Origin of the sequence: Paucihalobacter sp., from assembly GCF_036825875.1 — a bacterium.
GTDB lineage: Bacteria > Bacteroidota > Bacteroidia > Flavobacteriales > Flavobacteriaceae > Paucihalobacter.
In genome coordinates, this window is sequence record NZ_DAISXK010000041.1 from 1 (window position 1) to 23,213 (window position 23,213).

16 protein-coding genes and 1 tRNA gene are annotated in these 23,213 nt (G+C 36.8%); 11 read left to right on the top strand and 6 right to left on the bottom strand.

The window, feature by feature from the left end; translation table 11 throughout:
* The 5 genes from V7Z48_RS10855 to V7Z48_RS10875 form a co-directional block, all read left to right on the top strand.
* Positions 1–2,071 (top strand): beta-N-acetylhexosaminidase (locus tag V7Z48_RS10855; RefSeq protein ID WP_334113490.1); only part of this gene is annotated, 2,071 nt, incomplete at its 5' end.
* On the top strand, positions 1,995–2,810 hold the full coding sequence (locus V7Z48_RS10860) for a copper homeostasis protein CutC (protein ID WP_334113492.1): 816 nt from the start codon (positions 1,995–1,997) through the stop codon (positions 2,808–2,810). The genes V7Z48_RS10855 and V7Z48_RS10860, both read left to right, overlap by 77 nt.
* A gap of 84 nt (positions 2,811–2,894) precedes the next feature.
* Entirely contained in the window at positions 2,895–5,384 is a 2,490-nt protein-coding gene (locus V7Z48_RS10865) for a beta-mannosidase (RefSeq protein ID WP_334113493.1), read from the top strand.
* A gap of 43 nt (positions 5,385–5,427) precedes the next feature.
* Positions 5,428–6,657, top strand: a complete 1,230-nt coding sequence (locus V7Z48_RS10870; RefSeq protein ID WP_334113494.1) for a metallophosphoesterase — start codon at positions 5,428–5,430, stop codon at positions 6,655–6,657.
* 145 nt (positions 6,658–6,802) lie between these two features.
* Positions 6,803–7,099, top strand: a complete 297-nt coding sequence (locus V7Z48_RS10875; protein ID WP_334113496.1) for a thioredoxin family protein — start codon at positions 6,803–6,805, stop codon at positions 7,097–7,099.
* A gap of 1 nt (position 7,100) precedes the next feature.
* On the opposite strand, the gene V7Z48_RS10880 is transcribed toward V7Z48_RS10875, so the two are convergent.
* The 3 genes from V7Z48_RS10880 to V7Z48_RS10890 all read right to left on the bottom strand — a co-directional run bounded on the left by V7Z48_RS10880 (position 7,101) and on the right by V7Z48_RS10890 (position 11,728).
* Positions 7,101–7,685 (bottom strand): FISUMP domain-containing protein, encoded by a 585-nt coding sequence (locus V7Z48_RS10880; protein ID WP_334113497.1) that lies wholly within the window; start codon positions 7,683–7,685, stop codon positions 7,101–7,103.
* Positions 7,686–7,783: 98 nt separating this feature from the next.
* Positions 7,784–8,401 (bottom strand): polysaccharide deacetylase family protein, encoded by a 618-nt coding sequence (locus tag V7Z48_RS10885; protein ID WP_334113499.1) that lies wholly within the window; start codon positions 8,399–8,401, stop codon positions 7,784–7,786.
* Between the two features lie 6 nt (positions 8,402–8,407).
* Complete coding sequence (locus tag V7Z48_RS10890) at positions 8,408–11,728, bottom strand: glycosyltransferase family 117 protein (RefSeq protein WP_334113501.1); 3,321 nt, start codon at positions 11,726–11,728, stop codon at positions 8,408–8,410.
* Positions 11,729–11,874: 146 nt separating this feature from the next.
* Between V7Z48_RS10890 and V7Z48_RS10895 the strand changes: the two genes are divergently transcribed.
* A tRNA-Gln gene (locus V7Z48_RS10895) sits at positions 11,875–11,947 on the top strand.
* A gap of 181 nt (positions 11,948–12,128) precedes the next feature.
* Here V7Z48_RS10895 and V7Z48_RS10900 read toward each other — a convergent pair.
* Positions 12,129–12,953: a universal stress protein gene (locus V7Z48_RS10900; RefSeq protein ID WP_334113502.1), complete on the bottom strand. Its 825-nt coding sequence runs from the start codon at positions 12,951–12,953 to the stop codon at positions 12,129–12,131.
* Between the two features lie 149 nt (positions 12,954–13,102).
* Between V7Z48_RS10900 and rimP the strand changes: the two genes are divergently transcribed.
* The 3 genes from rimP to infB are packed head-to-tail and all read left to right on the top strand — an operon-like array spanning position 13,103 to position 17,591.
* Positions 13,103–13,567, top strand: a complete 465-nt coding sequence (rimP, locus tag V7Z48_RS10905; RefSeq protein WP_334113503.1) for a ribosome assembly cofactor RimP — start codon at positions 13,103–13,105, stop codon at positions 13,565–13,567.
* A gap of 12 nt (positions 13,568–13,579) precedes the next feature.
* The gene (gene nusA, locus V7Z48_RS10910; protein WP_334113505.1) at positions 13,580–14,812 is read left to right on the top strand and encodes a transcription termination factor NusA; all 1,233 of its coding nucleotides are present in this window, start codon (positions 13,580–13,582) and stop codon (positions 14,810–14,812) included.
* Between the two features lie 28 nt (positions 14,813–14,840).
* Positions 14,841–17,591, top strand: a complete 2,751-nt coding sequence (gene infB / locus V7Z48_RS10915; protein WP_334113506.1) for a translation initiation factor IF-2 — start codon at positions 14,841–14,843, stop codon at positions 17,589–17,591.
* Between the two features lie 41 nt (positions 17,592–17,632).
* On the opposite strand, the gene V7Z48_RS10920 is transcribed toward infB, so the two are convergent.
* Positions 17,633–17,830, bottom strand: coding sequence for a hypothetical protein (locus V7Z48_RS10920; RefSeq protein ID WP_334113507.1), 198 nt, complete (start codon positions 17,828–17,830; stop codon positions 17,633–17,635).
* A 234-nt stretch (positions 17,831–18,064) separates the two neighbouring features.
* Entirely contained in the window at positions 18,065–18,451 is a 387-nt protein-coding gene (locus tag V7Z48_RS10925) for an SPOR domain-containing protein (RefSeq protein ID WP_334113508.1), read from the bottom strand.
* Between the two features lie 208 nt (positions 18,452–18,659).
* On the opposite strand from V7Z48_RS10925, the gene V7Z48_RS10930 reads away from it, so the two are divergent.
* Together V7Z48_RS10930 and V7Z48_RS10935 are read left to right on the top strand one after the other, a co-directional pair.
* Positions 18,660–19,949 (top strand): c-type cytochrome, encoded by a 1,290-nt coding sequence (locus V7Z48_RS10930; RefSeq protein ID WP_334113512.1) that lies wholly within the window; start codon positions 18,660–18,662, stop codon positions 19,947–19,949.
* A gap of 28 nt (positions 19,950–19,977) precedes the next feature.
* A complete protein-coding gene (locus V7Z48_RS10935) occupies positions 19,978–23,133 on the top strand; it encodes a TAT-variant-translocated molybdopterin oxidoreductase (RefSeq protein WP_334113510.1) in 3,156 nt (1,051 codons plus the stop codon).
* Positions 23,134–23,213 lie beyond the last annotated feature (80 nt).

The window sequence follows — 23,213 nt, forward strand, 5'->3', positions numbered from 1 at the left end:
CTTGAGCGAAAAAGATAAAACAGCAGACATTGAATTTATTTTTGATGTGGCTATTTCTGAAAAATCAGGGTATCATTTAAGCATTTCATCAGAAAAAATTTCCGTAAAAGCATCGTCAGAAGCGGGTGCCTTTTATGCCGTTCAATCGTTAAGACAACTCTTACCTGAAGGATTAGAAAATCAAAGTTTTAAAGGTGATAAAATCTATTTACAAGCACAACATATTGAAGACGCACCTCAATTTGCTTATCGCGGAATGCATCTGGATGTTGGGCGCCATTTATTTCCGGTGGAATTTATCAAGAAATACATCGATATGCTGGCACTGCTTAAGATGAATACTTTTCACTGGCATTTAACCGAAGACCAAGGTTGGCGCATCGAGATTAAAAAATATCCGAAATTACAAGAGGTTGCTGCTTGGCGGGATGAAACTTTAATAGGGCACTACAACGATATGCCGCACCAGTTTGAAGGAAAACGCTATGGCGGTTATTACACCCAAGAAGAGGTCAAAGAAATTGTTGCTTATGCTAAAGCAAGACATATTACTGTAATCCCAGAAATTGAAATGCCCGGGCACTCACAGGCTGCCATTGCCGCTTATCCACATTTGGGTTGCACAGGTGAAAATCCTGATGTTGCCAAACTATGGGGCGTTTTTGAGGACATTTATTGCCCTAAAGAAGAAACATTTGCTTTTCTAGAAGATGTTTTGGAAGAAGTGATGGAATTGTTTCCAAGTACTTATATTCATATTGGCGGTGATGAAGCACCAAAAACCCGGTGGAAAAACTGTGAAAGTTGCCAGCAAACTATACAAAAAGAAGGGTTAAACGACGAACACGAACTTCAAAGCTATTTCATCACCCGAACGGAAAAATACCTTAATAGTAAAGGCCGTCAAATTATTGGTTGGGATGAGATTTTGGAAGGTGGTCTTGCGCCAAATGCCACCGTGATGTCCTGGCGCGGCGTTGAAGGTGCTGTGGCTGCGGCTAAACAAGGGCATAAGGTAATTATGACACCTACATCACACTGCTATTTTGATTATTACCAAAGCAATAATGATACCGAGCCGCTCGCCATTGGCGGGATTTTACCATTAGAAAAAGTCTATCATTTTAATCCCATTCCCGAGGGTTTGACCACCGAAGAATCCCAATTTGTGATGGGTGCACAAGGCAACGTTTGGACAGAATATATGAAGAATGAACAACAAGTGGAATATATGGCTTTTCCTAGGGCAGTAGCACTAAGTGAAGTGCTTTGGACTTCAGAAGAACACAGAAATTACGAAGATTTTGTGAAAAGGTTGAAGCATTTCCAAAAGCGGATGGATGTGCTTAACGTAAATTATGCCAATCATTTGTATGAAATAAAAGGAGAAATTCAGTACAATGAAAATGGAATTCAATTAGAATTAAAACCTGAAAGTTATGCCAATTCCATTTATTATACCAGAGATGGCAGTGAGCCCAATTTACAATCTTACAAGTATGAAAAGGCACTCTCTGTCTCTGAAGACCTTCATATAAAAGCAGCCGTTTTTGATGAAAACGGAAAGCAATTAAGTTCCATTTTTGAGGAAGAAATTAAAATACATAAGGCCGTAGGCAAAAAAATTGAACTGAGTGTGGAGCCTAGCAAAGTCTATAGCGGCGGTGGCGCAGAAGGTTTGATTAACGGTGTTCAGGGTAGTGATAAACGTTATGGCGATAAAGAATGGTTGGGGTTTTGGGGTGATGATTTGGAAATCCTGATTGATTTAGGCATAGTTAACCAAATAAACAAGATTTCAACCAGATTTTATGACGCTATTGGGCAATGGATTTACGCGCCATCTAATGTTGAAGTTGAGCTTTTAGATAGTGAAAAGAATACGTTGAAAAAACAAAATGACACTTTGGTTGATGGCGGAAAAAATTTGAAAAATTTAGAAGTTAGTTTTGAAAATTTAAATGTGAGATACATTCATATTAACATCAAAAATTATGGCACCATTCCAGATGGTGCTCAAGGTGCCGGCCATAAGGCCTGGTTGTTTGTTGATGAGATTGTCGTTGAATAAATTGAAGATTATTATGACTTTAGAAATTTGTGCTGCCAATATCCAATCTGCTATTAATGCTGAAAAAGCCGGAGCACATCGCGTTGAGTTATGCAGTGAGTTAGCCGTTGGTGGCATAACGCCCTCATTTGGAATGATTCAAGAGGTTTTAAAGAAAGTATCCATTCCGGTTTTTGTCTTGATTCGCCCTCTAAGTGGGAATTTCACTTATTCCGAAGACGAATTTGAAATTATAAAAGCAGACATCCTTAACTGCAAAAAGATGGGCTGTGCAGGCATTGTTTCCGGGGTTTTGAAAGTTGATAATTCCATTGATGTTATTAGAACTAAAGAATTGGTCGAACTAAGCAAGCCTTTACCATTTACGTTTCATCGTGCGTTTGACTGGGTGCCAAACCCAACAGAAGCGATAGAAACCTTAATTGATATTGGTGTTCAGAGGGTTTTGACATCCGGGCAGTCTTCTACTGCCGATAAAGGTATTGAGTTGTTAACCCAACTGAATCAACAAGCAAATAATCGGATTCAGATTTTGCCTGGTGGCGGCATCAGCGAAAATAATGTGAAGTTGTTTAAAGATAAGGGATTTACTGAAATTCACGCTTCTGCCACAACTTTGGTTCAAGAAACAGCCGTCCCAAAAGTTGCAATGAATAGTACAAAGTTTTTTGAGGAACATAAAGTGTTTGAATCGAGTGTGGAAAGTATAAGAGCTGTTTTGCTTAACTTGGGGGATTAAAAATAGCCCTCAGATTTCGCAGAACAACGCAGAAAAAAAGGAAACCCTTCTGCGAAACTCAGCGAGATCTGCGGGAAATAAAAAATGAAAAAATTAATATATCAATCACTAAAATTACTCTTGTTACTCCTTATTTCAGGATGTGACCAAGCAACCAATGACTCACTTTCAAGACAAAATATAAATGATAACTGGCAATTCAAACAAAGCTTAGACTCCACTTGGTATCCTGCAACCATTCCCAGCACCGTACATACCGATTTGTATGAAAACAAGCAGATTCCGTACCCATTTGTTGGAGATAATGAATCGCAATTGCAATGGATTTCTGAAAACGGATGGGAATATAAAACCCGTTTTTTAGTAGATGAAAAAACACTTCAAAAAAGAAATCACTTTTTAAATTTTGAAGGTTTAGATACTTATGCTTCAGTTTATTTGAATGATAGTTTGATTTTAAAATCTAACAATGCTTTTCGATATTGGAAAGTGGATGTGACAGCCTTGCTTCAATCTGAAAATTATCTAAAAATTGATTTTGAGCCCACAACTCTTATTGAAGAATCCGAAAAAGAAAAGTTAGGCTACGAACTCCCTGAAGGATTGCGAATCTTTTCGCGGAAAGCACAATTTCAATACGGTTGGGACTGGGGTCCGATATTTATTACTTCAGGAGTTTGGCGCAATGTTTATTTAGAGTCTTGGAACAGAGCCAAACTTGAAGACACCTACATTAAGCAAATTTCACTAACAGATGAATTGGCACAAATGGAAGCAGAAATAGAAATAAACATAGCTGAGGAAACTGAATTAGTTTTAGAGATTTTGGTTTCAGATAGATTAGCGGTAACGCAAAAACTACTGCTGACAAAGGGCGAACATTTGGTAAAAATCCCTTTTGAAATCAACAATCCCAAACGTTGGTGGCCACACAACTTGGGTGAGCCACATTTGTATGATATGGAAGTGCGCTTAAGACGAAATAACAAAATATTGGACGTAGAAAAACTTAAAAAAAGTTTTCGAACCATTGAGCATATTGCAGAAAAGGATGAGGTGGGCGAGTCCTTTTACTTTAAGGTAAATGGTGAAGCAGTTTTTATGAAAGGCGCTAATTATATTCCACAAAATAGTTTTCAGAATTGGGTTGAAGATTCACATTATGAACAATTGCTAAATGATGCTGTTGCCGCCAATATGAATATGCTTCGGGTTTGGGGTGGCGGCATTTATGAAAACGATGTGTTTTATGAAAAATGTGATGAAAAGGGCTTGCTAGTTTGGCAGGATTTTATGTTTGCCTGTGCGATGTATCCCGGTGATGAATCCTTTCTTGAAAATGTGCAGCAGGAGGCCATTGATAATGTAAAACGCTTGCGAAATTTTACTTCTATTGCTTTGTGGTGCGGTAACAATGAAGTAAGCGAAGGCTGGCACCGCTGGGGTTGGCAGGAAGGCAGAAGTGAACCTGAAAAAGAAGAGATTTGGAACAATTATTTAAAAATGTTCGACACCATTTTACCAAATACCGTGAATAAATTAACGGAAGTTCCTTATTGGGAAACTTCTCCAAAATTTGGTCGGGGTGATATTCGCTATATAACCGAAGGCAATGCACACGACTGGTGGGTTTGGCACGATGGGTATCCGTTTGAAAGTTTGGTAAAGAATGTGCCTCGTTTTATGAGTGAATTTGGCTTTCAGGCGTTTCCAAGCTATGAAACTATTAAATTTATAAACGACAACGACAGCATCGATATTAATTCAGCTGCATTTAAAACACATCAAAAGCATCAAATTAGTTTTGAGCGAATTAAAGAATATATGGAACATGATTTTCCGGTGCCTGATAATGACGAAGATTACGTGTATATGAGTCAGTTGTTGCAAGCCTATGGCATCGGTAAAGGTATTGAAGCACACCGGCGCGCAAGACCTTACAACATGGGAAGCTTGTTTTGGCAGCTGAATGATTGTTGGCCATCTGTAAGTTGGTCTAGCATAGATTTTTTCGGTAACTGGAAAGCGCTTCATTATCAAGCGAAGCGCAGTTTTGAAAATATCTTGGTTTCGTTTGAAACAGGTGAAAAATCAATTGGGGTTTTTGTAGTTAACGACTTGCTTGAAAACCAAACAGGTGCTTTAAAGCTTAAACTATTAGATTTTTACGGGAATGAATTATGGAGCGAGAACACCGAGATATCCGTAGCCAAATCGAGCAGTAATATGTATTCAAGAATTCCCGAAGAGATTTACAAAGGTCAAGAAGGCAAAGTGGTATTAGAAGCATATTTTAATGATACATCTTCACTATTTTATTTTTCCAAGCCAAAGGATTTGATTTTGCCCCAAGCCAAATTAAATTACCAAATCACTAAGGTAATTGATGGTTTTCAAATAGAGTTCACTTCAGAAGTGCTTCAAAAAAACGTGTTTTTATTTAGCAATTATGAAGGTTTTTTTAGTGATAATTATTTTGATTTGCTGCCTGGGAAATCAATCGTTGTAAAATTTGAAACAAAGGCCAAAACATGTGAAATTCAGCACAAAACGTTTAACACTTTCATAAGATAAACGGCTTGCTTAATAGCTAACTTTGTAATTCATTAAAATGTTTATGATACGTTGGGTAATATTCTTTACAATTTACGGGGTTTTTAGTTTTTATGCTTTTCAAGCGGTTAAAACCTCAACTAAATTTGGCTGGATTCATTGGGTTTTTGTAATTGTATCTATTATTGTTTTCAGCAACTTTGTTTATCAGTTTACCATTGGAAGCGAAAGTAGAGTTCTTACCCAAGGAAAAAGTTTTGCTTTAGGTTTTTTAATTACGTTCATGACTTTCAAAATGGTTATCATCCCCATATTGCTAGGTGAAGATATATTTAGGGCGATCATTGGAATCAACGACAAGTTTATTGCTTCTAATAATGAATTTGCTATTCCGTCTAGACGAAAGTTTGTAAGTCAGGTCGCTCTTGGGATTGCTGCCATTCCGATGATTTCTTTGCTTTATGGAATGTACAAGGGCAAGTACAATTTCAGAGTTTTAAAATACACTTTACACTTTGAAGATTTACCTGATGCTTTTGACGGTTATAGACTTACACAGTTGAGTGATATACATTCAGGGAGTTTTGATAATCCAGATAAAATTAAATACGCCATTGATCTGGTTAACGAACAAGAGTCTGACTGTATTTTGTTTACGGGAGATTTGGTAAATAATATGGCTAGCGAAATGTTGCCATGGAAAGACATGTTTTCCAAACTTCAAGCTAAGGATGGCATTTATTCTGTATTAGGAAATCATGACTATGGCGATTACGTAGATTGGAATTCTGCCGAAGATAAACGTCAAAATTTAGAAACCTTAAAGCAAATTCAGAAAGAAATGGGCTTTCAATTGCTGTTAAATGAAAGCACATATTTAGAAAGGGATGGACGGCGTTTAGCCATAATTGGTGTTGAAAACTGGGGTAGAGGTGGTTTCAAAAAAGCAGGAGATTTAAAAAAGGCAAGTGAAAATTTAAGCGAAACAGACTTTAAAATATTAATGAGCCACGATCCGAGTCATTGGGAAGAAGTCGTGCTGAACGACGACACACATTATCATTTAACCTTAAGCGGTCATACACACGGCATGCAATTTGGAATTGAAATCCCTGGTTGGATAAAATGGAGCCCTGTGAGTTGGCGCTATAAATATTGGGCAGGAATTTATAAAGAAAAGGGTCAATATATTAATGTAAACCGTGGTTTTGGGTTTTTAGCCTATCCAGGACGCGTTGGTATTTGGCCCGAAATCACCGTTATTGAATTAAAAAAAGGGCAAGCTAAAGTCTAAATAAGCAGGCAGTATTTTTTTTGAATTTATTTTCTTAATTTTATACTGACAGACGGGCAATGTATTATCTTCAATAACAATTATATAAATACAAAAAAAATATGTAGGTTTGTATTTACATTATTGACTTTAAAACTTCAAGGTTATGTCAAAATTTGGGGAACTCATAGACGTTGATATTCCTGTTTTGTTGGACTTTTTCACAGAATGGAACGAGCAATCAACCGCGATGCACGCCGTGCTTAGAGATGTGGCTGCTGCATTGGGCGATAAAGCAAAGGTTATAAAAATTGATGTTGAAAAAAACAAGGAGTTAGCCGAAGCCTTAAGAGTAAAAGGATTGCCCACACTTATTATCTACAAAAATGGCGAAATGAAATGGCGTCATAGTGGCGAACAAGATGCCAATACGTTAATTGGGATTATTCAGGAGTACGTTTAGGTTAGTCTTTGATGCATCGGCAGCTAAATCCGACATCAGGACCCGGCGTAGCTATCCCTAAATTACCGTCTAAATTAAAGCCTATTCCCTCTGGAATAGTAGTTACTTCAAAATTAAACCAATAACGACCAACTTCTCCTAAAAACTGGAAATTTTGTAAATTTCTGAAACCTCCTGCCAGCAAATTAAAATTTATTTGATTACCAAATACTTGTCCATTAGGCTTAAGAAACGCATATGCAACATCAACTCCTCCAAAATAATTAAATAATTCAAACCACTCTTGTTCAGTTGGTAAATGATATCCATCCGGACAAACCGATTTAGCGATACTTTGACTGTAAAGTCTTCCATAAGTAAAGCAATTAGTTTCTTGATTGTTATAACATGAACTTAGATTGTTAGGAGCCTCATAATTCAAATTCTCAGCAAACCATGTCTGATTTCCAATTTTAACTATTTGGTAAGTTTGACCGTCGCGTGGGTCTGTAAAAAATGAAGTTTCAAAATCTTGAAGACCGTCATCATCGTTAGAGCACGAAAAGATGAATGTTGTTAGCAGTAATAACAGAAGTATGTTTTTCATGAGCTTGTCTTTAAATTAAACAAAATAATATCTCATTTTTTAACCTTGAGTTAATAGCATGTCAACAAGATACAAAATTTTTAATAAAGAAAGCTGAATTAGAGGTTGAGGAAGTTGTAATCCAGTTCTGAAAAATGCTTTAAAACTTTCGGTAATGCATATCTCATATTTCTTTCAGCCTTTATACTATCATGAAAAACAACAATACTTCCTTTTGTTGCTTTTGCAATAACATTTGCTAAACAAGTTTCAGGGGAAATATCCGATTCCCAATCGAAGGATAATACATCCCACATCACAATTTTAAAATTTAGGGATGTCAAGCTTTTGCCGTGAGCTAATTTTAATTTTCCGTAAGGTGGTCTGAATAATTTAGAATTTATCTTGTTAGAAGCTTGAGCAACATCTTCCATGTAAACTTCAGCACTGTGTTTCCATGCGTTTAAATGATGCTGAGTATGATTGCCTACAGCGTGGCCATCGTCGAGAATTCGATTATAAATTTCAGGATACTTGTCAACGTTATTACCAATACAAAAAAATGTAGCCTTGGCATTATATTGATTTAAAGTGTCTAAAACAAATTCTGTAACACCTGGTGTTGGTCCGTCATCGAAACTTAAATAAAGTATCTTTTCGTCGGTTTTTATGTCCCAAATATATTTGGGAAACAACCGTTTAGCAACTTCAGGTGTTTTGACGGGCGTAAACTTCATCGCCTTCTAATTTTCGGCATTGATGCTTTTTATAAGTGAATCTAAAAATGCGTCACCTTCATCCAAAATGGGAGTTTCCTCCTCTGCTTCTTCACTGCCCATAAAATGTTCGAATAATTTCAAGTGGTTGTTGAATTTTTTAGATTCTTCTAAGGCAAAATCAGTATCCTTATAAACCACTAATACATCCACTAAACTTCTATAGCGCTCAATATCGGTGAATATTTCTTCAATATATCGCTTTTGGTTTTCTAAGGTAAGTCCACTAAAATAAACCAAACTTTCTTGGTATTTTTTAGCAACTTCTAGATATAAGTTTCTCGCTTTGTCATGTTTTTCAACTTCATAATAGGCGCTAATATATGGTTCTAAAAGTGTGTAATATTCAAAATGTCTCACAGGCATTTTTTCCATTGCTAAATCGGCAACTCCTTCGGCTTTTTCGTATTCGTTTTCATTGATAAGTTGTTCTATTAATCTTGCCAAATTACCTCGGTAGGTAATGCCGTTTTTGCGTGTTTCGGGGTCGTGATAAATGTTATCGCTACCACTATTGCCCCAATCCCACGACATTACCTTGTTATACATAGTTTCGCTATCAACGCGTCCCATGTCAAATGGGTTGGCTTTGCTTACTGGAGTTTTAATAGGTACTAATTTGTAAACGAGACCGTCGAGTTGTAAATAGTCTTTAAGCCAGATATAATCGTCGTTACCAAAACTTCCGCCGCTAAAATAAATGGGTCGTTCCCAGTCGTTATTAGCAATAATATCTAACATGAGCAATCTGTTTTTGTAAAGCGCACTTTCGGTTATGGTTAAATAAAGGGTGTCTTCCATTAAATGAGCATCTTTTTCACTAACAATTCTGTTTTTGATCGCATTTTCTTTGTTGACAGGAACTTTTAAATGCCTTGTTGGAAAATAGTTAGAATTGAGCATCTGTCTTGGATAGTAACTTATATCTTCGCCAGTTTGCTGCAGAATATATTTGAGTTTGGTTTTTGGGTTATCACTACTTACAAAATCTATAAATTCTTTTATATCGATGGTGTCCTGCGAAATTTCTCTTCGCATGATGTAATCTCTGGTGCCATATTTATACTGGTCGTGCGTTAACTGCGACGGAATTGGGTCACTCTCGTAAGCCTTACGTTTCATTTGGTCAATGTACCAGTCGGTTTGAAATAGGCTAGTATTTACTATACGAACATCGGTACGTATGCCTTCAATTTCTTGAGCATACCAAAGTGGAAAAGTGTCATTATCACCAATAGTAAAGAGAATGGCGTTTGGCTCGCAAGATTCTAAATATTTAACAGCCATTGCCTCAGCAGTTCTTCTGTTAGAACGGTCGTGATCATCCCAGTTGTTCGCTGCTAAGATAATAGGGACAACTAAACAAAGAATAGTGACGATTGGAGCTAACAGTTTTGAGGTGATTTTTGGTCGCAATAATTCGTAGATTGCATAAACGCCAAATCCAATCCAAATTGCAAATACATAAAAAGAGCCGACAACTGAATAGTCGCGTTCACGAGGTTCAAATGGTCTAACGTTGGTGTAAACTTGAATAGCAATTCCTGTAAATAGGAAGAAAACGAGCATCACCCAAAACATTTTTTTATCGAAATGTAACAGAAAGAACATTCCAATAAGTCCAAGCAAAAATGGCAAAAAATAGTAAGTGTTTCGCGCTTTATTATTTTTTACATCGCCCGGTAAGTTGTCTTGAGACATGCCTAAATGCATTTCGTCAATAAATTTAATACCACTTATCCAATTGCCATTAAAAGCATCGTATTTTCCTTGAACATCATTTTGTCTTCCCACAAAATTCCACATGAAATAACGCCAATACATATATCCTAATTGGTATTGAAACATATAGGCAATATTATCACCAAACTGTGGCGTTTCAATGTCGAGATAAGATTGACCGTAGGTTCTTAAAAATTGATTGTAATCGTCGTAATCTATTTCGCCTGCTCTTACTTTTTGTCTAAAATCGTTAACCAAGGCAACTAATTCTGTTTCTGAACTATACTCGGGTTTGATTTTGAAATTGACATAGCCCGTGAACATCATATAGTTTTTTGCATGTTCGCTACTCCACATTCTTGGTAAAAAAGTGGCATGTTTAGAGTTGTAATTTTGTTTAGCATTTTTATAGTCGTTTACAATGACGTATTTGCCTTTAGCATCATCCTTTTCGTATTTGGGTTTATCATCAACAAAAGGTTTGTTTTCATCCGCGCCTGAGTAAATTTCGGTGAACTGTGGGCCATAAAACAAATGTGTTTCGGGGTATTGTTCTAGGTTATAATACGCTAAAAGCTCGCGTGCACTTTCCGGATTATTTTCGTTTATTACTACCATGGCGTTAGCGCGTATTGGTAGCATAAGCCATGAAGAACTTCCGATAATTACAAACATCAAACATAAAATAATGGTATTGATGAGCGTTAGGCCTTTCTTTCTTGTGTAATCCAGTCCGAAATAAAACAAGGCTATCAGTAGCAATCCGGCTATGATGGTGCCAGAATTAAATGGCAAGCCAACCGAGTTGACAAAGAATATTTCCAGAACACTAAAAAATCTTAGGATATTGGGAAACATTAATTTAAAAACAAATAATAAAACGGCAACCGAAACGATATTAGCAATTATAAATCCTTTAATTGTAACGGTTTGATAATTTTTAAAGTAATAAATCAGTCCAATGGCCGGAATGGTTAATAATCCCATAAAATGTACGCCAAACGACATTCCAACAACAAGTGCTATTAAAATAAGCCATTTGTTGCCGCGTGGTGTGAGCATATCTTGCTCCCAGCGCAAGCCTAAATAAAACATGACGGACATAATAAGTGTGGCCATAGCATACACTTCTGTTTCAACAGCGTTAAACCAAAATGTATCGGTAAAACTAAAAGCCAAACTTCCTACCAAACCACTTCCAAGAATGGCAATTTGATTTCCTTGAGAGGCTTCACCATTAACACGTGTTATTTTTTTAAGTAATAAAGTGATGCTCCAAAACATGAACAAAATGGTAAAAGCACTAGAAAAAGCACTCATCATATTTAGCATTATACCAATTTGAGCAGGCTCTAAAGCAAATATTGAAAAGAATGCACCAAGCATTTGAAAAAATGGAGCGCCTGGTGGATGCCCAACTTGAAGTTTAGATGAGGTGAGAATATATTCGCCAGCGTCCCAAAAACTAACGGTTGGTTCAATGGTTAATGTATAGGTAATCAGAGAAATTACAAAAACCAACCAACCTAAAATGGTATTCCACTTATTAAAGCTAAATTGTGTCATGGATTCAAATTAATATTGGGGCGAATTTAACAATTATAATATAAAGGTGTTTAATTAATTAACGAACCTTAACCTTTATGTATTATTTTCCTCTATTATTTTGTGCAAACCAAACTTTCTTATAAATTTGCATCCTCAAATAAAGCTGGTCTATGGTGTAACTGGCAACACGTCTGGTTTTGGTCCAGAAGAGTCTAGGTTCGAGCCCTAGTAGACCAACAGGAGTCCCAATCATGAAAGTGATTGGGATTTTATCTTTAATTGGGCATGGGCGAGAAGCCTGTGCCTAGCGGAGTCGAGGTGAGACTTAGATAACCAAAAATTTCTAATCATAAGAATGGTTAGGAATTTTTGGTTTATGACTGTTTTTGATTAAATGAAGAATGAACTATAATTCCCATTAAATTTTAAAAGTAATCACAGGTCGATTGGCGTGGTTAACAATATCTTCGCTTATACTGCCATTAAAAAAATGAGCAATACCTTGTCTACCGTGCGTGCTAATTCCAATTAAATCGGCGTCGATTTCTTTTGAGAAATTAAGAATGCCTTGTTCAACGCTTTCGTCGTTATAGATATTTATCGAAATAGGAAAGTAGACTTCATCTTTGGTAAATTCGTTTATTCGTGCCTTAGCCTCTGTAGTTGTAGTAAAATTATTAGGCGTGTTTACCATTAATAAATGGATAGTCGCCTCAAAAGCCTTTGCAAATTTCACAGCTTGTTTATAAGTTTCTTTGCTGTCATTTTTAAAATCTGACGCAAATACAAAGTTGTCGATATAAAAATTTTCGTGGTTATTTTTAATTACTAAAACAGGTACTTTTGAGCTTCTCACTACTTTTTCGGCATTGGACCCAATAAAAACCTCTCTTAAGCCACTAACGCCATGCGAACCCATAACAATCATATCAATATTTAATTCTTTACAGGTATCTTTAATCTCTGAAAACGACAAATCAGATTTAACTGTTTGAAACACTTCAAGTCCTTTTAAATAATCTTGCGACATAACAGTTTCAAATTGCTGTTGAGCCATTTTTATAAAGAACATTGCTTCTGGCAAATTACCACTTGACCCATAGGCATCAACACCTTGAAGCGGCAGTTCAAGCATATGCAACAAATAAATTTCGCTATTGTGATTTCTCGCAATCTCGGCGGCCACCTTTAGTGCGTGCTCTGCTTGATCAGAAAAATCTGTTGGAACTAATATTTTTTTCATGTTAGGTTGGATTAGAATTTCAGCTTAAAAGTAACAAAAAAAAGGCATTGTCTCAACTTGTAAAAGTCAAGATAAATTTTGTATCTTTGCGCCGTTGTACGAAAGAAAAATATGAGGGGACACAAAAGTCCCCTCTTTTTATACTTAAAATGTTCAAAGAAAAAGTAAAAACACTTTTGGAAAATTGCCTAGACGAGAGGCCTGACTTATTTCTTATTGATTTCGAAATTTTAGAAGATCAGTCCATTCGTGTGGTAATTGATGGAGATAACGGCGTTGCGGTTGAAGACTGCATGCTAGTCAGTCGCGCGATAGAACACAACTTAGATAGAGAAGAATACGACTTTTCCTTAGAGGTGTCTTCTGCGGGTGCGCTATCACCAATCATAAATAAAAGACAATACAAAAAAAATATTGGCAGAACATTGGAAATAAAACTCAAGGAGCAAAAACCTTTTGAGGCAGAATTAACCGAAGTTGATGATAATTCCCTAACCCTCAAATGGAAATCAAGAGAGCCCAAACCTGTTGGCAAAGGAAAAGTGACGGTATTGAACGAAACTAAAGTTGATTACCAAGATATTGAAAAGGCAAACGTTATAATTAAATTTTAATTCCTAATAGATATGGAAAATATTGCGTTAATTGAATCATTCTCAGAATTTAAAGATGATAAATTAATTGATAGAGTAACCCTAATGGCCATCTTGGAAGATGTGCTTAGAAGTGCTTTAAAAAGAAAATTTGGAGACGATGATAACTTTGATATCATTATTAATCCTGATAAAGGTGATTTGGAAATATGGAGAAATAGAGTGGTAGTTGCAGATGAAGATGTTGAAGATCCCAATCAAGAAATTGCATTATCTGAAGCTCAAAAAATTGAACCAGATTTTGAAGTAGGTGAAGATGTAGCTGAGGAAGTTAAATTGATAGATCTTGGAAGACGCGCAATATTAGCATTAAGACAGAACCTTATCGCTAAAATCCACGAACACGATAACACCAATATATACAAGCAGTTTAAAGATTTAGAAGGCGAGATTTACACAGCCGAAGTACACCATATACGTCACAAAGCGATCATTTTATTAGATGATGAAGGCAACGAAATTATTTTACCAAAAGACCGACAAATTCCTTCCGACTTTTTTAGAAAGGGCGAAAATGTAAGAGGTATTATTGAAAGTGTGGATTTGAAAGGAAACAAGCCAACTATTATAATGTCTAGAACGTCACCAATTTTTCTGGAAAAATTATTTGAACAAGAAATACCTGAAGTTTTCGATGGTTTAATCACCATCAAAAAAGTAGTTAGAATACCAGGCGAAAAAGCCAAAGTAGCAGTAGATTCATATGATGACCGTATAGATCCAGTTGGTGCTTGTGTAGGTATGAAAGGTTCAAGAATTCATGGAATTGTACGCGAACTTGGCAACGAAAATATCGATGTTATTAATTACACCAATAACCTTCAGCTATTTATTTCTAGAGCACTAAGTCCAGCAAGAGTGTCATCGTTAAAAATAGATGAAGAAACCAAACGCGTTGAGGTTTGGTTAAAACCAGAAGAAGTATCTAAGGCTATTGGTAGAGGCGGACATAATATTAGATTAGCAGGTCAATTAACAGGTTACGAAATAGATGTATTTAGAGAAGGTGCTGAAGAAGATGTTGAATTATCAGAATTCACCGATGAAATCGAGAGCTGGATTATTGAAGAATTTAGTAAAGCAGGTTTAGATACCGCCAAAAGTATTTTAGAACAAGATGTTGAAGATCTTGTAAAAAGAACAGATTTAGAAGAAGAAACCATTTTAGATGTTCTAAGAATTCTTAAAGAAGAATTTGAAGAATAGAAGAAATAAGTTATATTAACACCCATTTATGGCTGACACAATTAGATTAAATAAAGTACTTAGAGAACTTAATATTTCTATAGACCGTGCTGTGGATCATTTAGATTCCAAAGGCATTTCTATTGAAAAAAGTCCAAATACAAAAATTTCGCAAGACGTTTACGGAGTCCTTTCCGAAGAGTTTCAAACAGATGCTTCCAAAAAAGAAAAAGCACATGAAGTTAGCGAAGCTAAAATTAAAGAGAAAGAAGAGCTTCGTGTTATACGCGAACGCGAAATAGAAGCGAAAACTAAAGCGGAAGAGGCTGCTAAAGAAGTTATAAAAGCTAAAGCCGCTGTAAGTGGACCAAAACAAGTTGGTAAAATTGATTTGGAAACTTCTAAGCCAAAAACGGTTCAAGTAAAAGAACCGGAAAAGCCTGTTGAATCAGAAGTTAAGGCTACTGTTCCTGAAAAGGAAGAGCCTGAATTAAAAGAAACGCCAAAACCAACTGTTGAAGCTGAAAAAGCCGAAGAAAAGTCAGTTGAAAAAGAAGCCATAAAAGTAAAAGCGCCTGAGGCCAAAAAAGAGGAAGCTCCAAAACCTGCCTCGGAAAATCCGGAGGAAACTTTAGTCACTAAATACCAAAAACTCTCAGGTCCAACGTCAACGGGCGAGAAAATTGATTTATCTCAGTTTAACAGACCGAAAAAGAAACCAGTAGAAAAACCAGCTACCGCCAAAGCAGACCATCCAAATAAGAAAAGGAGGCGTAGAATTAGTAAAGGAGTAGATCCTAATAAACCAGCAACTGCCAATAACGATACAAGAAAACCAGGATTTAGAGGCAAACCGCAACCTGGCAAAAGACCTTCAACCGTAAAAGAAGAGCCCACCGAAGAAGAAGTTCAAAAGCAAATTAGAGAAACGCTTGAAAAACTTCAAGGCAAAAGCAGCAAAGGAAAAGGCGCTAAATATAGAAGAGAAAAAAGAGATTTCCACCGTCAGCAAAGTGAACGCGATTTAGAACAAATTGAAGCAGACTCTAAAGTACTTAAAGTCACGGAGTTTGTTACGGCAAGTGAGGTGGCAACTATGATGGATGTTCCTGTGACCAAAATTATATCGGCATGTATGTCCTTAGGAATGATGGTTACCATGAACCAGCGTTTAGATGCTGAGACACTATCTATTGTTGCTGAAGAATTTGGATATGATGTGGAATTTGTCACGACTGATATCGAAGAATCTATTGAAAATGTCGCAGACAAACCGGAAGACCTTAAACCAAGAGCACCAATTGTAACCGTTATGGGTCACGTTGACCACGGTAAAACATCACTCTTAGATTATATACGTCAAGAAAATGTAATTGCAGGTGAATCTGGTGGAATAACGCAGCACATTGGCGCATACGGTGTTACCTTAGACAATGGTGAAAAAATAGCATTTTTAGATACCCCAGGCCACGAGGCGTTTACCGCAATGCGTGCCAGAGGTGCACAAGTAACAGATTTAGCCATTATAGTTGTAGCAGCAGACGACGATATTATGCCTCAAACAAAAGAAGCCATCGCGCATGCACAAGCAGCCGGTGTACCAATTGTTTTTGCTATAAATAAAATTGATAAACCCAACGCAAACCCTGAGAAAATTAAAGAAGGCCTAGCCAATATGAATTTATTGGTTGAAGATTGGGGCGGAAAAATACAGTCACACGATATTTCAGCTAAAGAAGGAACTGGTGTTAAAGAATTACTTGAAAAAGTTTTACTTGAAGCTGAAATCCTTGAACTAACTGCAAACCCTAATAAACAGGCAAGCGGTACCGTAGTAGAAGCATTTTTAGACAAAGGCCGTGGATATGTATCAACGATATTAGTTCAGGCAGGCACCTTAAAAGTAGGTGACTATGTTCTTGCGGGTAAAAACAGTGGTAAAGTAAAAGCCATGCACGACGAACGCGGTAAAGAAGTTCTTAATGCAGGACCTTCAACTCCTGTATCTATTTTAGGATTGGATGGCGCACCACAGGCAGGTGATAAGTTTAGTGTTTTTGCAGATGAACGCGAAGCCAAACAAATTGCTGCCAAGCGTACACAGTTACAAAGAGAGCAATCGGTTAGAACTCAACGTCACATAACCTTAGATGAAATTGGACGAAGAATCGCCTTAGGTGATTTCCAAGAACTTAATATTATATTAAAAGGTGATGTTGATGGTTCGGTAGAAGCTTTAACCGATTCATTCCAAAAACTTTCAACCGAAGAAATTCAAATTAATATCATTCATAAAGGTGTAGGAGCCATCACCGAAAGTGATGTACTACTGGCCTCAGCATCTGACGCGGTAATTATTGGTTTTAATGTAAGACCAATGGGTAACGCACGTCAAATTGCCGATAAAGAAGAAATTGATATCCGTACCTATTCTATTATTTACGATGCAATCAACGATTTAAAAGATGCCATGGAAGGCATGTTGTCTCCTGAAATGAAGGAGGAAATCGCCGGAACAGCGGAAATCAGAGAAACCTTTAAAATCTCTAAAATTGGTACCATTGCAGGGTGTATGGTAGTAAGTGGAAAAATTGTTAAAAATTATAGTATACGTCTTATTAGAGATGGTGTGGTAATTTATACAGGAGAATTGGCATCCTTAAAACGATTTAAAGATGATGCTAAAGAAGTTGCAAAGGGTTACGATTGTGGTATGCAAATTAAAAATTATAATGACATTCAAGTAGACGATGTTATTGAATCCTTCCACCAAGTAGAAGTTAAAAAGAAACTAAAATAAAAAAAGCCGGCTTAATTTTAAGCCGGCTTTTTCAATAGAATTTAATTGTCATCCCCGATTTTATCAATCGCTTTATCAATTTCTTTATTAACTTCGGTATCTACTTTTTCACCGGCGCGTTCAATTGCTCCTTTCGATTCTTCAGTTTCAACTTTCACCTCATTTGTTGTTTCACGACATGATACGAAAGCGACACTAACTGAAAATACAACAGCAATCATTAAAATCAATTTTTTCATAATTATTGGATTTAGGTTTAAAGGCGCAAGGTATCTCTAATTTATTTATGAATGCGATTTATAAACCATTATAAGACAGCATTTGGGGACGCCCTTCTTTTACAGCTAATTACTGAGGATTTTGCCAAAATGTTTTAGCTGCCAGATCTGGTTATATATCGCAAAATAAAGTTTAACGACGCGCAAATACAATTATAGTTTGAATAAAAAGCGGCTCATTGGCCGCATTCTGTATCAAGATTTATTTGACGTTTTCGGTTTAAAAATAAAGGCAGTTTGGTAGTTGCTTTTTATTTTTTGTAAAGCGCGTTCGGCTTCCAGACGATTGGTGAAATTTCCAATCCATATTTTGTAATTTGGAGTATTGTATTCCATAGAAACGGGCCAATCGTTGTAATTATTCATAAAGTCTGTTTTTGCTTGCTCTGCACTAGATCGATTTCCGCTAAAAACTTGGATTTTATAAATTTCATTGGTAGTTAAATCTTTTTTGAACTCTAATAACTTCTCAATTTGTCGGTCTTGATCAATAGTTACGGTTCCGTTTTGTGCATAACCTAATCCACCAAAGCCAAATAATAAGGCCAAAAACAGCGTGATTTTAAACTTTAGTTTTTTCATAATAATGTAATTTTTACAAAGGTATATCTTATTAACTTATGTTTCCTTTTCTTATTATTTAGAATCTTTATAAATTAGTAATTAACGCTATACTTAGATTTTCCAAATCGACTTTATACCTTATTTTTGCAAGAGTTTTTATACATATGTTCTCGAAACTTGTATGAAAATATCGTACCAAAAATTAGAAGATAATTTAATATCAAATATGAGACAGGTGATTTACCGTTATTTAACCTCTACTAGTCTGTTTTTCGGGTTTTTATTTTTATTGTCGTTTTCAAATTTAGTATTTTCTCAAGAAGGAGATGCGGCTGCTGGAAAGACACTTTACAACGCCAATTGTGCTGCATGCCACAGGCTAGATAAACCAATGACTGGTCCTGCCTTGCGAAATGTTGAAAAACGCCTTTCAGAGGAAGAAGGTCTTGACCGCGAGTGGTTGTACAATTGGATCCGCAATAGTGCCGGGATGATAAAATCTGGCGATCCTTATTCCGTAAGAATTTACAATGAATGGAATCAAGTGGCAATGAATGCGTTTCCACAACTTTCCAATGAAGACATTGATAATATTTTAGCCTATACAGCTCAAGAACCACCAGCGCCTGTTGTGGCTGAGGTACCTGTTGGGGGCGGTGGTGGTGGCGAAACTAGTGGCGTGTCAGAAAAATTAATTCTTGGTGCTTTAGCAGTATTATTCGCATTGCTAGCAATGGCGCTTATTCTGGTTAGACAAACACTTAAAAGATTTGCCGATGCCAAAGGTGTGGTTGTTGAAGAAACTAAAACAACCCCAATATGGAAGGCTTTTATTCAAAATCAATTCTTAGTCTTGGTAACGTCAATAATTTTCTTACTGGCAAGTGGTTACTATGTATACGGTTATTTCATGCAAGTTGGTATTGACCAAGGCTACATGCCAGTTCAGCCAATTCATTATTCGCATAAAATTCACGCGGGAGATAATGCTATTGATTGTAATTATTGCCATTCTTCTGCAAGGGTTAGTAAACATTCTGGTATTCCATCTTTAAACATTTGTATGAATTGTCACAAAGCAATTGGTGAAGTAGCTGAATCTACAGCAACAGCGGAGTACAGTAAAGACTTCTATGACGGTGAAATACAAAAATTATATGCTGCGGTTGGTTGGGACGAAGCTACCCAATCATATACGGGTAAAACACAACCAGTAAAATGGGTGCGTATTCACAACTTACCAGATTTTGCCTATTTCAATCACTCACAACACGTTTCTGTTGCTGGTATTGAATGTCAAACTTGTCATGGTCCAGTTGAAGAAATGGAGATTATGTACCAGCATTCACCCTTAACTATGGGTTGGTGTATCAACTGCCACAGAGAAACCAATGTCAAAGTTGAAGACAATGCTTATTACACAAAAATTCATGAAGAATTGTCTAAAAAATACGGTGTAGAAGAACTTACCGCTGCTCAAATGGGTGGGCTTGAATGTGGTAAGTGTCATTATTAATAAATTAAGAAAGTAATTCAAAAATCATATGTCATCAAACAAGAAATACTGGAAAAGTGTTGAAGAGCTGAACGAAAACAGCTCCATTGTTGAGACGCTAAAACAAAACGAATTTGTAGAGCAGATTCCAACTGATGAATTTTTAGGTGATAAAGAAAACCTTGAATCTTCATCTACAACGCGTCGTGATTTCCTTAAATATGTTGGTTTTAGTACAGCAGCAGCCACGTTGGCAGCTTGTGAGGGTCCGGTTATTAAATCTATTCCGTACGTAGTGCAGCCAGAAGAAATAATTCCAGGCGTGGCTAATCATTATGCCACTGCAATTGCTGATGGATACGATTTTGCCAGTGTTTTGGTCAAGACTCGAGAGGGCAGACCTATCAAAATTGAAAATAATACGCTCTCAGCAACCAATGGCACTGCCAATGCACGAGTGAATGCTTCAGTTTTAGGCTTATATGACAGCTTAAGAGTAAAAGGCCCCAAAAAGGATGGCGCAGCTATTTCTTGGGATGCGTTAAATAAAGCCGTTGTTGAACAATTAGATAATTTACAAGGAAGCGGTCAACAAATTGTTTTCCTAACCCAAACTTATGCAAGTCCATCAACCAACAAATTGGTTGGTGAATTTGCTGAAAAATATCCTAATGCTAAACATATTGTTTACGACTCCATTTCACAATCAGCGGCGTTGGATGCTTATCAGGCAAAATACGGTTCAAGAGGTTTGGCTAATTACGACTTTTTAAAAGCTACAACAATTGTTTCTGTTGGAGCCGATTTCTTAGGCGATTGGCAAGGTGGCGGTTTCGATAGCGGTTATGCCCAAGGGCGCGTTCCTAAAAACGGAAAAATGTCGCGTCATATTCAATTTGAATCCAATATGTCCTTAACAGGTGCCAATGCCGATAAGCGTGTGCCATTAACACCAAGTCAGCAAAAAATAGCTTTAGCGAAATTATACAGCTATGTGGTTGGTTCATCTGTTTCGGCAAGTTTGCCAGAACATATTGATGCTGCTGTGAAAAGCGCAGCTGCCGAATTAAAAAAGGCAGGCAGCGACGCGGTTGTTGTAACAGGTATTGATGATGTAAACGCTCAAACTGTAGTGCTGGAAATAAATAGCTATTTAAACAGTAAAGCATTTGATCCGAAAACCACTATAAAAACCAGACAAGGTAACGACAAGGAAGTTCAAACTTTAATTGCTGATATGAAGGCAGGTAAAGTCGGTGCTTTAATTATGAGCGGCGTAAATCCGTTATATACCTTACCTAATGCTTTAGATTTTTCTGAAGGATTAGCTAAAGTTGAAATGTCAGTGGCGTTTACATTAAAAGAAGATGAAACATCAAGTAATTGTCAGTACATAGCAGCAGCACCGCATTATTTAGAATCTTGGGGCGATGTAGAGCTTAAAAAAGAACATTTCGCATTAATGCAACCAACTATCCGACCATTGTTTGATACCAAGCAATTTCAAGAAGCACTGTTAGCATGGTTAGGAAAAGATGTAACTTATCATGATTATATAAAAGAAAACTGGAACGAGACTATTCTTAACGGCAGTTCGTTTAGCGATGCCTTACACGATGGTGTGTTTGTTTCAGAAAACAATACTGTTGCTTCTCCGAAAGGAACGATTACAAATGAAGCTACAAGCTCAAACGAGAGCGCTCCAATTTCATCTGGTGACGCAGTTAGGGCTTTAGTCGCTTCTGTTAAAAGTTTGGACGGACTTGAATTGTCCTTATACACTAAAATAGGCTTAGGAGATGGTCAACAAGCAAACAACCCTTGGTTACAAGAGTTTCCTGATCCAATAACTAGAACTTCTTGGGATAACTATTTAACTGTGTCAAAATCTGATGCAGAAAGTTTTGGTCTTGTTAATAAAAATGTGGCCAATGGCGGACTTAATGGAAGTTATGTGAATGTAACCGTTAATGGAACTGTCATAGAAAATGTACCAGTTATTATTCAGCCAGGTCAAGCAAAAGGTTCTGTTGGATTGGCTTTTGGTTACGGACGTACGGCTGGTTTAAAAGAAGAAATGAAAACAGGGGTAAATGCTTATCCACTTTATTTTAATTTTAAATCGACCCAAGCAGTATCAATTGAGAAGGTTGCGGGTGAGCACGAATTTGCATGTGTGCAATTGCATAACACCTTGATGGGTCGTGGCGATATTATAAAGGAAACAACCTTAGAAATATTCAACACCAAAGATAAAAACGTATGGAATAAGATGCCAATGGTATCACTAAACCATATTGAAACCCCGGTTACTTCGCCAGATGTGGATTTATGGGATTCTTTTGATCGTTCTATTGGCCACCATTTCAATTTATCAATTGATTTAAATGCATGTACAGGATGTGGCGCTTGCGTAATTGCTTGTCATGCCGAAAACAATGTGCCGGTAGTTGGTAAAACAGAAATGCGTCGCAGTCGTGATATGCATTGGTTGCGTATTGATAGATACTACTCTTCAAATGAAAGCTTAACTGCTGATATTACGGAAAAACTAGATTCAAAAGGTTTAGGTCTTGGCAATTACGTGTTTGGAGATAGACAAGGCGATGGCTCATTATCTACATTCGATAGACTCGAAGTTGCAGCCGATAACCCTGAAGTGGTATTTCAGCCTGTAATGTGTCAGCATTGTAACCATGCACCATGTGAAACAGTTTGCCCGGTAGCCGCTACAGTTCATGGTCGTCAAGGTCAAAACCAAATGGCTTATAATCGTTGTGTAGGTACGCGTTACTGTGCCAATAACTGTCCGTATAAAGTACGACGTTTCAACTGGTTCTTATACAGCCAAAATGATGAGTTTGATTATTTTATGAATGATGATTTAGGCAGAATGGTATTAAATCCTGATGTTACGGTTCGTTCAAGAGGTGTAATGGAAAAATGTTCTTTCTGTATTCAAAAAACACAGAAAACCATTTTAGATGCTAAGCGTGACGGTCGTGAAATAAAAGATGGAGAATTCCAAACAGCGTGTTCTGCAGCTTGTGGAAACGGTGCAATGGTATTTGGAGACATAAATGATAAGGAAAGTGAAATAGCAAAACTTAAATCCGATGATAGAATGTACCATCTCCTAGAATATGTAGGAACCAAACCTAACGTCATCTATCATACCAAAGTTAGAAACACAACAGAAGTATAAATTTAGTTAAAGATTTAATCATTATAAATTATGGCGTCTCATTACGAAGCACCTATTAGAAGACCACTTGTAACCGGCGA

Coding starts and splice junctions, on each gene's coding strand:
- rimP (WP_334113503.1), top strand. CDS start 13,103: ATGTTCAAAGAAAAAGTAAAAACACTTTTGGAAAATTGCCTAGACGAG.
- infB (WP_334113506.1), top strand. CDS start 14,841: ATGGCTGACACAATTAGATTAAATAAAGTACTTAGAGAACTTAATATT.
- V7Z48_RS10885 (WP_334113499.1), bottom strand. CDS start 8,401: ATGAAGTTTACGCCCGTCAAAACACCTGAAGTTGCTAAACGGTTGTTT.
- V7Z48_RS10930 (WP_334113512.1), top strand. CDS start 18,660: ATGAGACAGGTGATTTACCGTTATTTAACCTCTACTAGTCTGTTTTTC.
- V7Z48_RS10935 (WP_334113510.1), top strand. CDS start 19,978: ATGTCATCAAACAAGAAATACTGGAAAAGTGTTGAAGAGCTGAACGAA.
- V7Z48_RS10870 (WP_334113494.1), top strand. CDS start 5,428: ATGATACGTTGGGTAATATTCTTTACAATTTACGGGGTTTTTAGTTTT.
- V7Z48_RS10900 (WP_334113502.1), bottom strand. CDS start 12,953: ATGAAAAAAATATTAGTTCCAACAGATTTTTCTGATCAAGCAGAGCAC.
- V7Z48_RS10925 (WP_334113508.1), bottom strand. CDS start 18,451: ATGAAAAAACTAAAGTTTAAAATCACGCTGTTTTTGGCCTTATTATTT.
- V7Z48_RS10875 (WP_334113496.1), top strand. CDS start 6,803: ATGTCAAAATTTGGGGAACTCATAGACGTTGATATTCCTGTTTTGTTG.
- V7Z48_RS10890 (WP_334113501.1), bottom strand. CDS start 11,728: ATGACACAATTTAGCTTTAATAAGTGGAATACCATTTTAGGTTGGTTG.
- V7Z48_RS10880 (WP_334113497.1), bottom strand. CDS start 7,685: ATGAAAAACATACTTCTGTTATTACTGCTAACAACATTCATCTTTTCG.
- nusA (WP_334113505.1), top strand. CDS start 13,580: ATGGAAAATATTGCGTTAATTGAATCATTCTCAGAATTTAAAGATGAT.
- V7Z48_RS10865 (WP_334113493.1), top strand. CDS start 2,895: ATGAAAAAATTAATATATCAATCACTAAAATTACTCTTGTTACTCCTT.
- V7Z48_RS10920 (WP_334113507.1), bottom strand. CDS start 17,830: ATGAAAAAATTGATTTTAATGATTGCTGTTGTATTTTCAGTTAGTGTC.
- V7Z48_RS10860 (WP_334113492.1), top strand. CDS start 1,995: ATGGCACCATTCCAGATGGTGCTCAAGGTGCCGGCCATAAGGCCTGGT.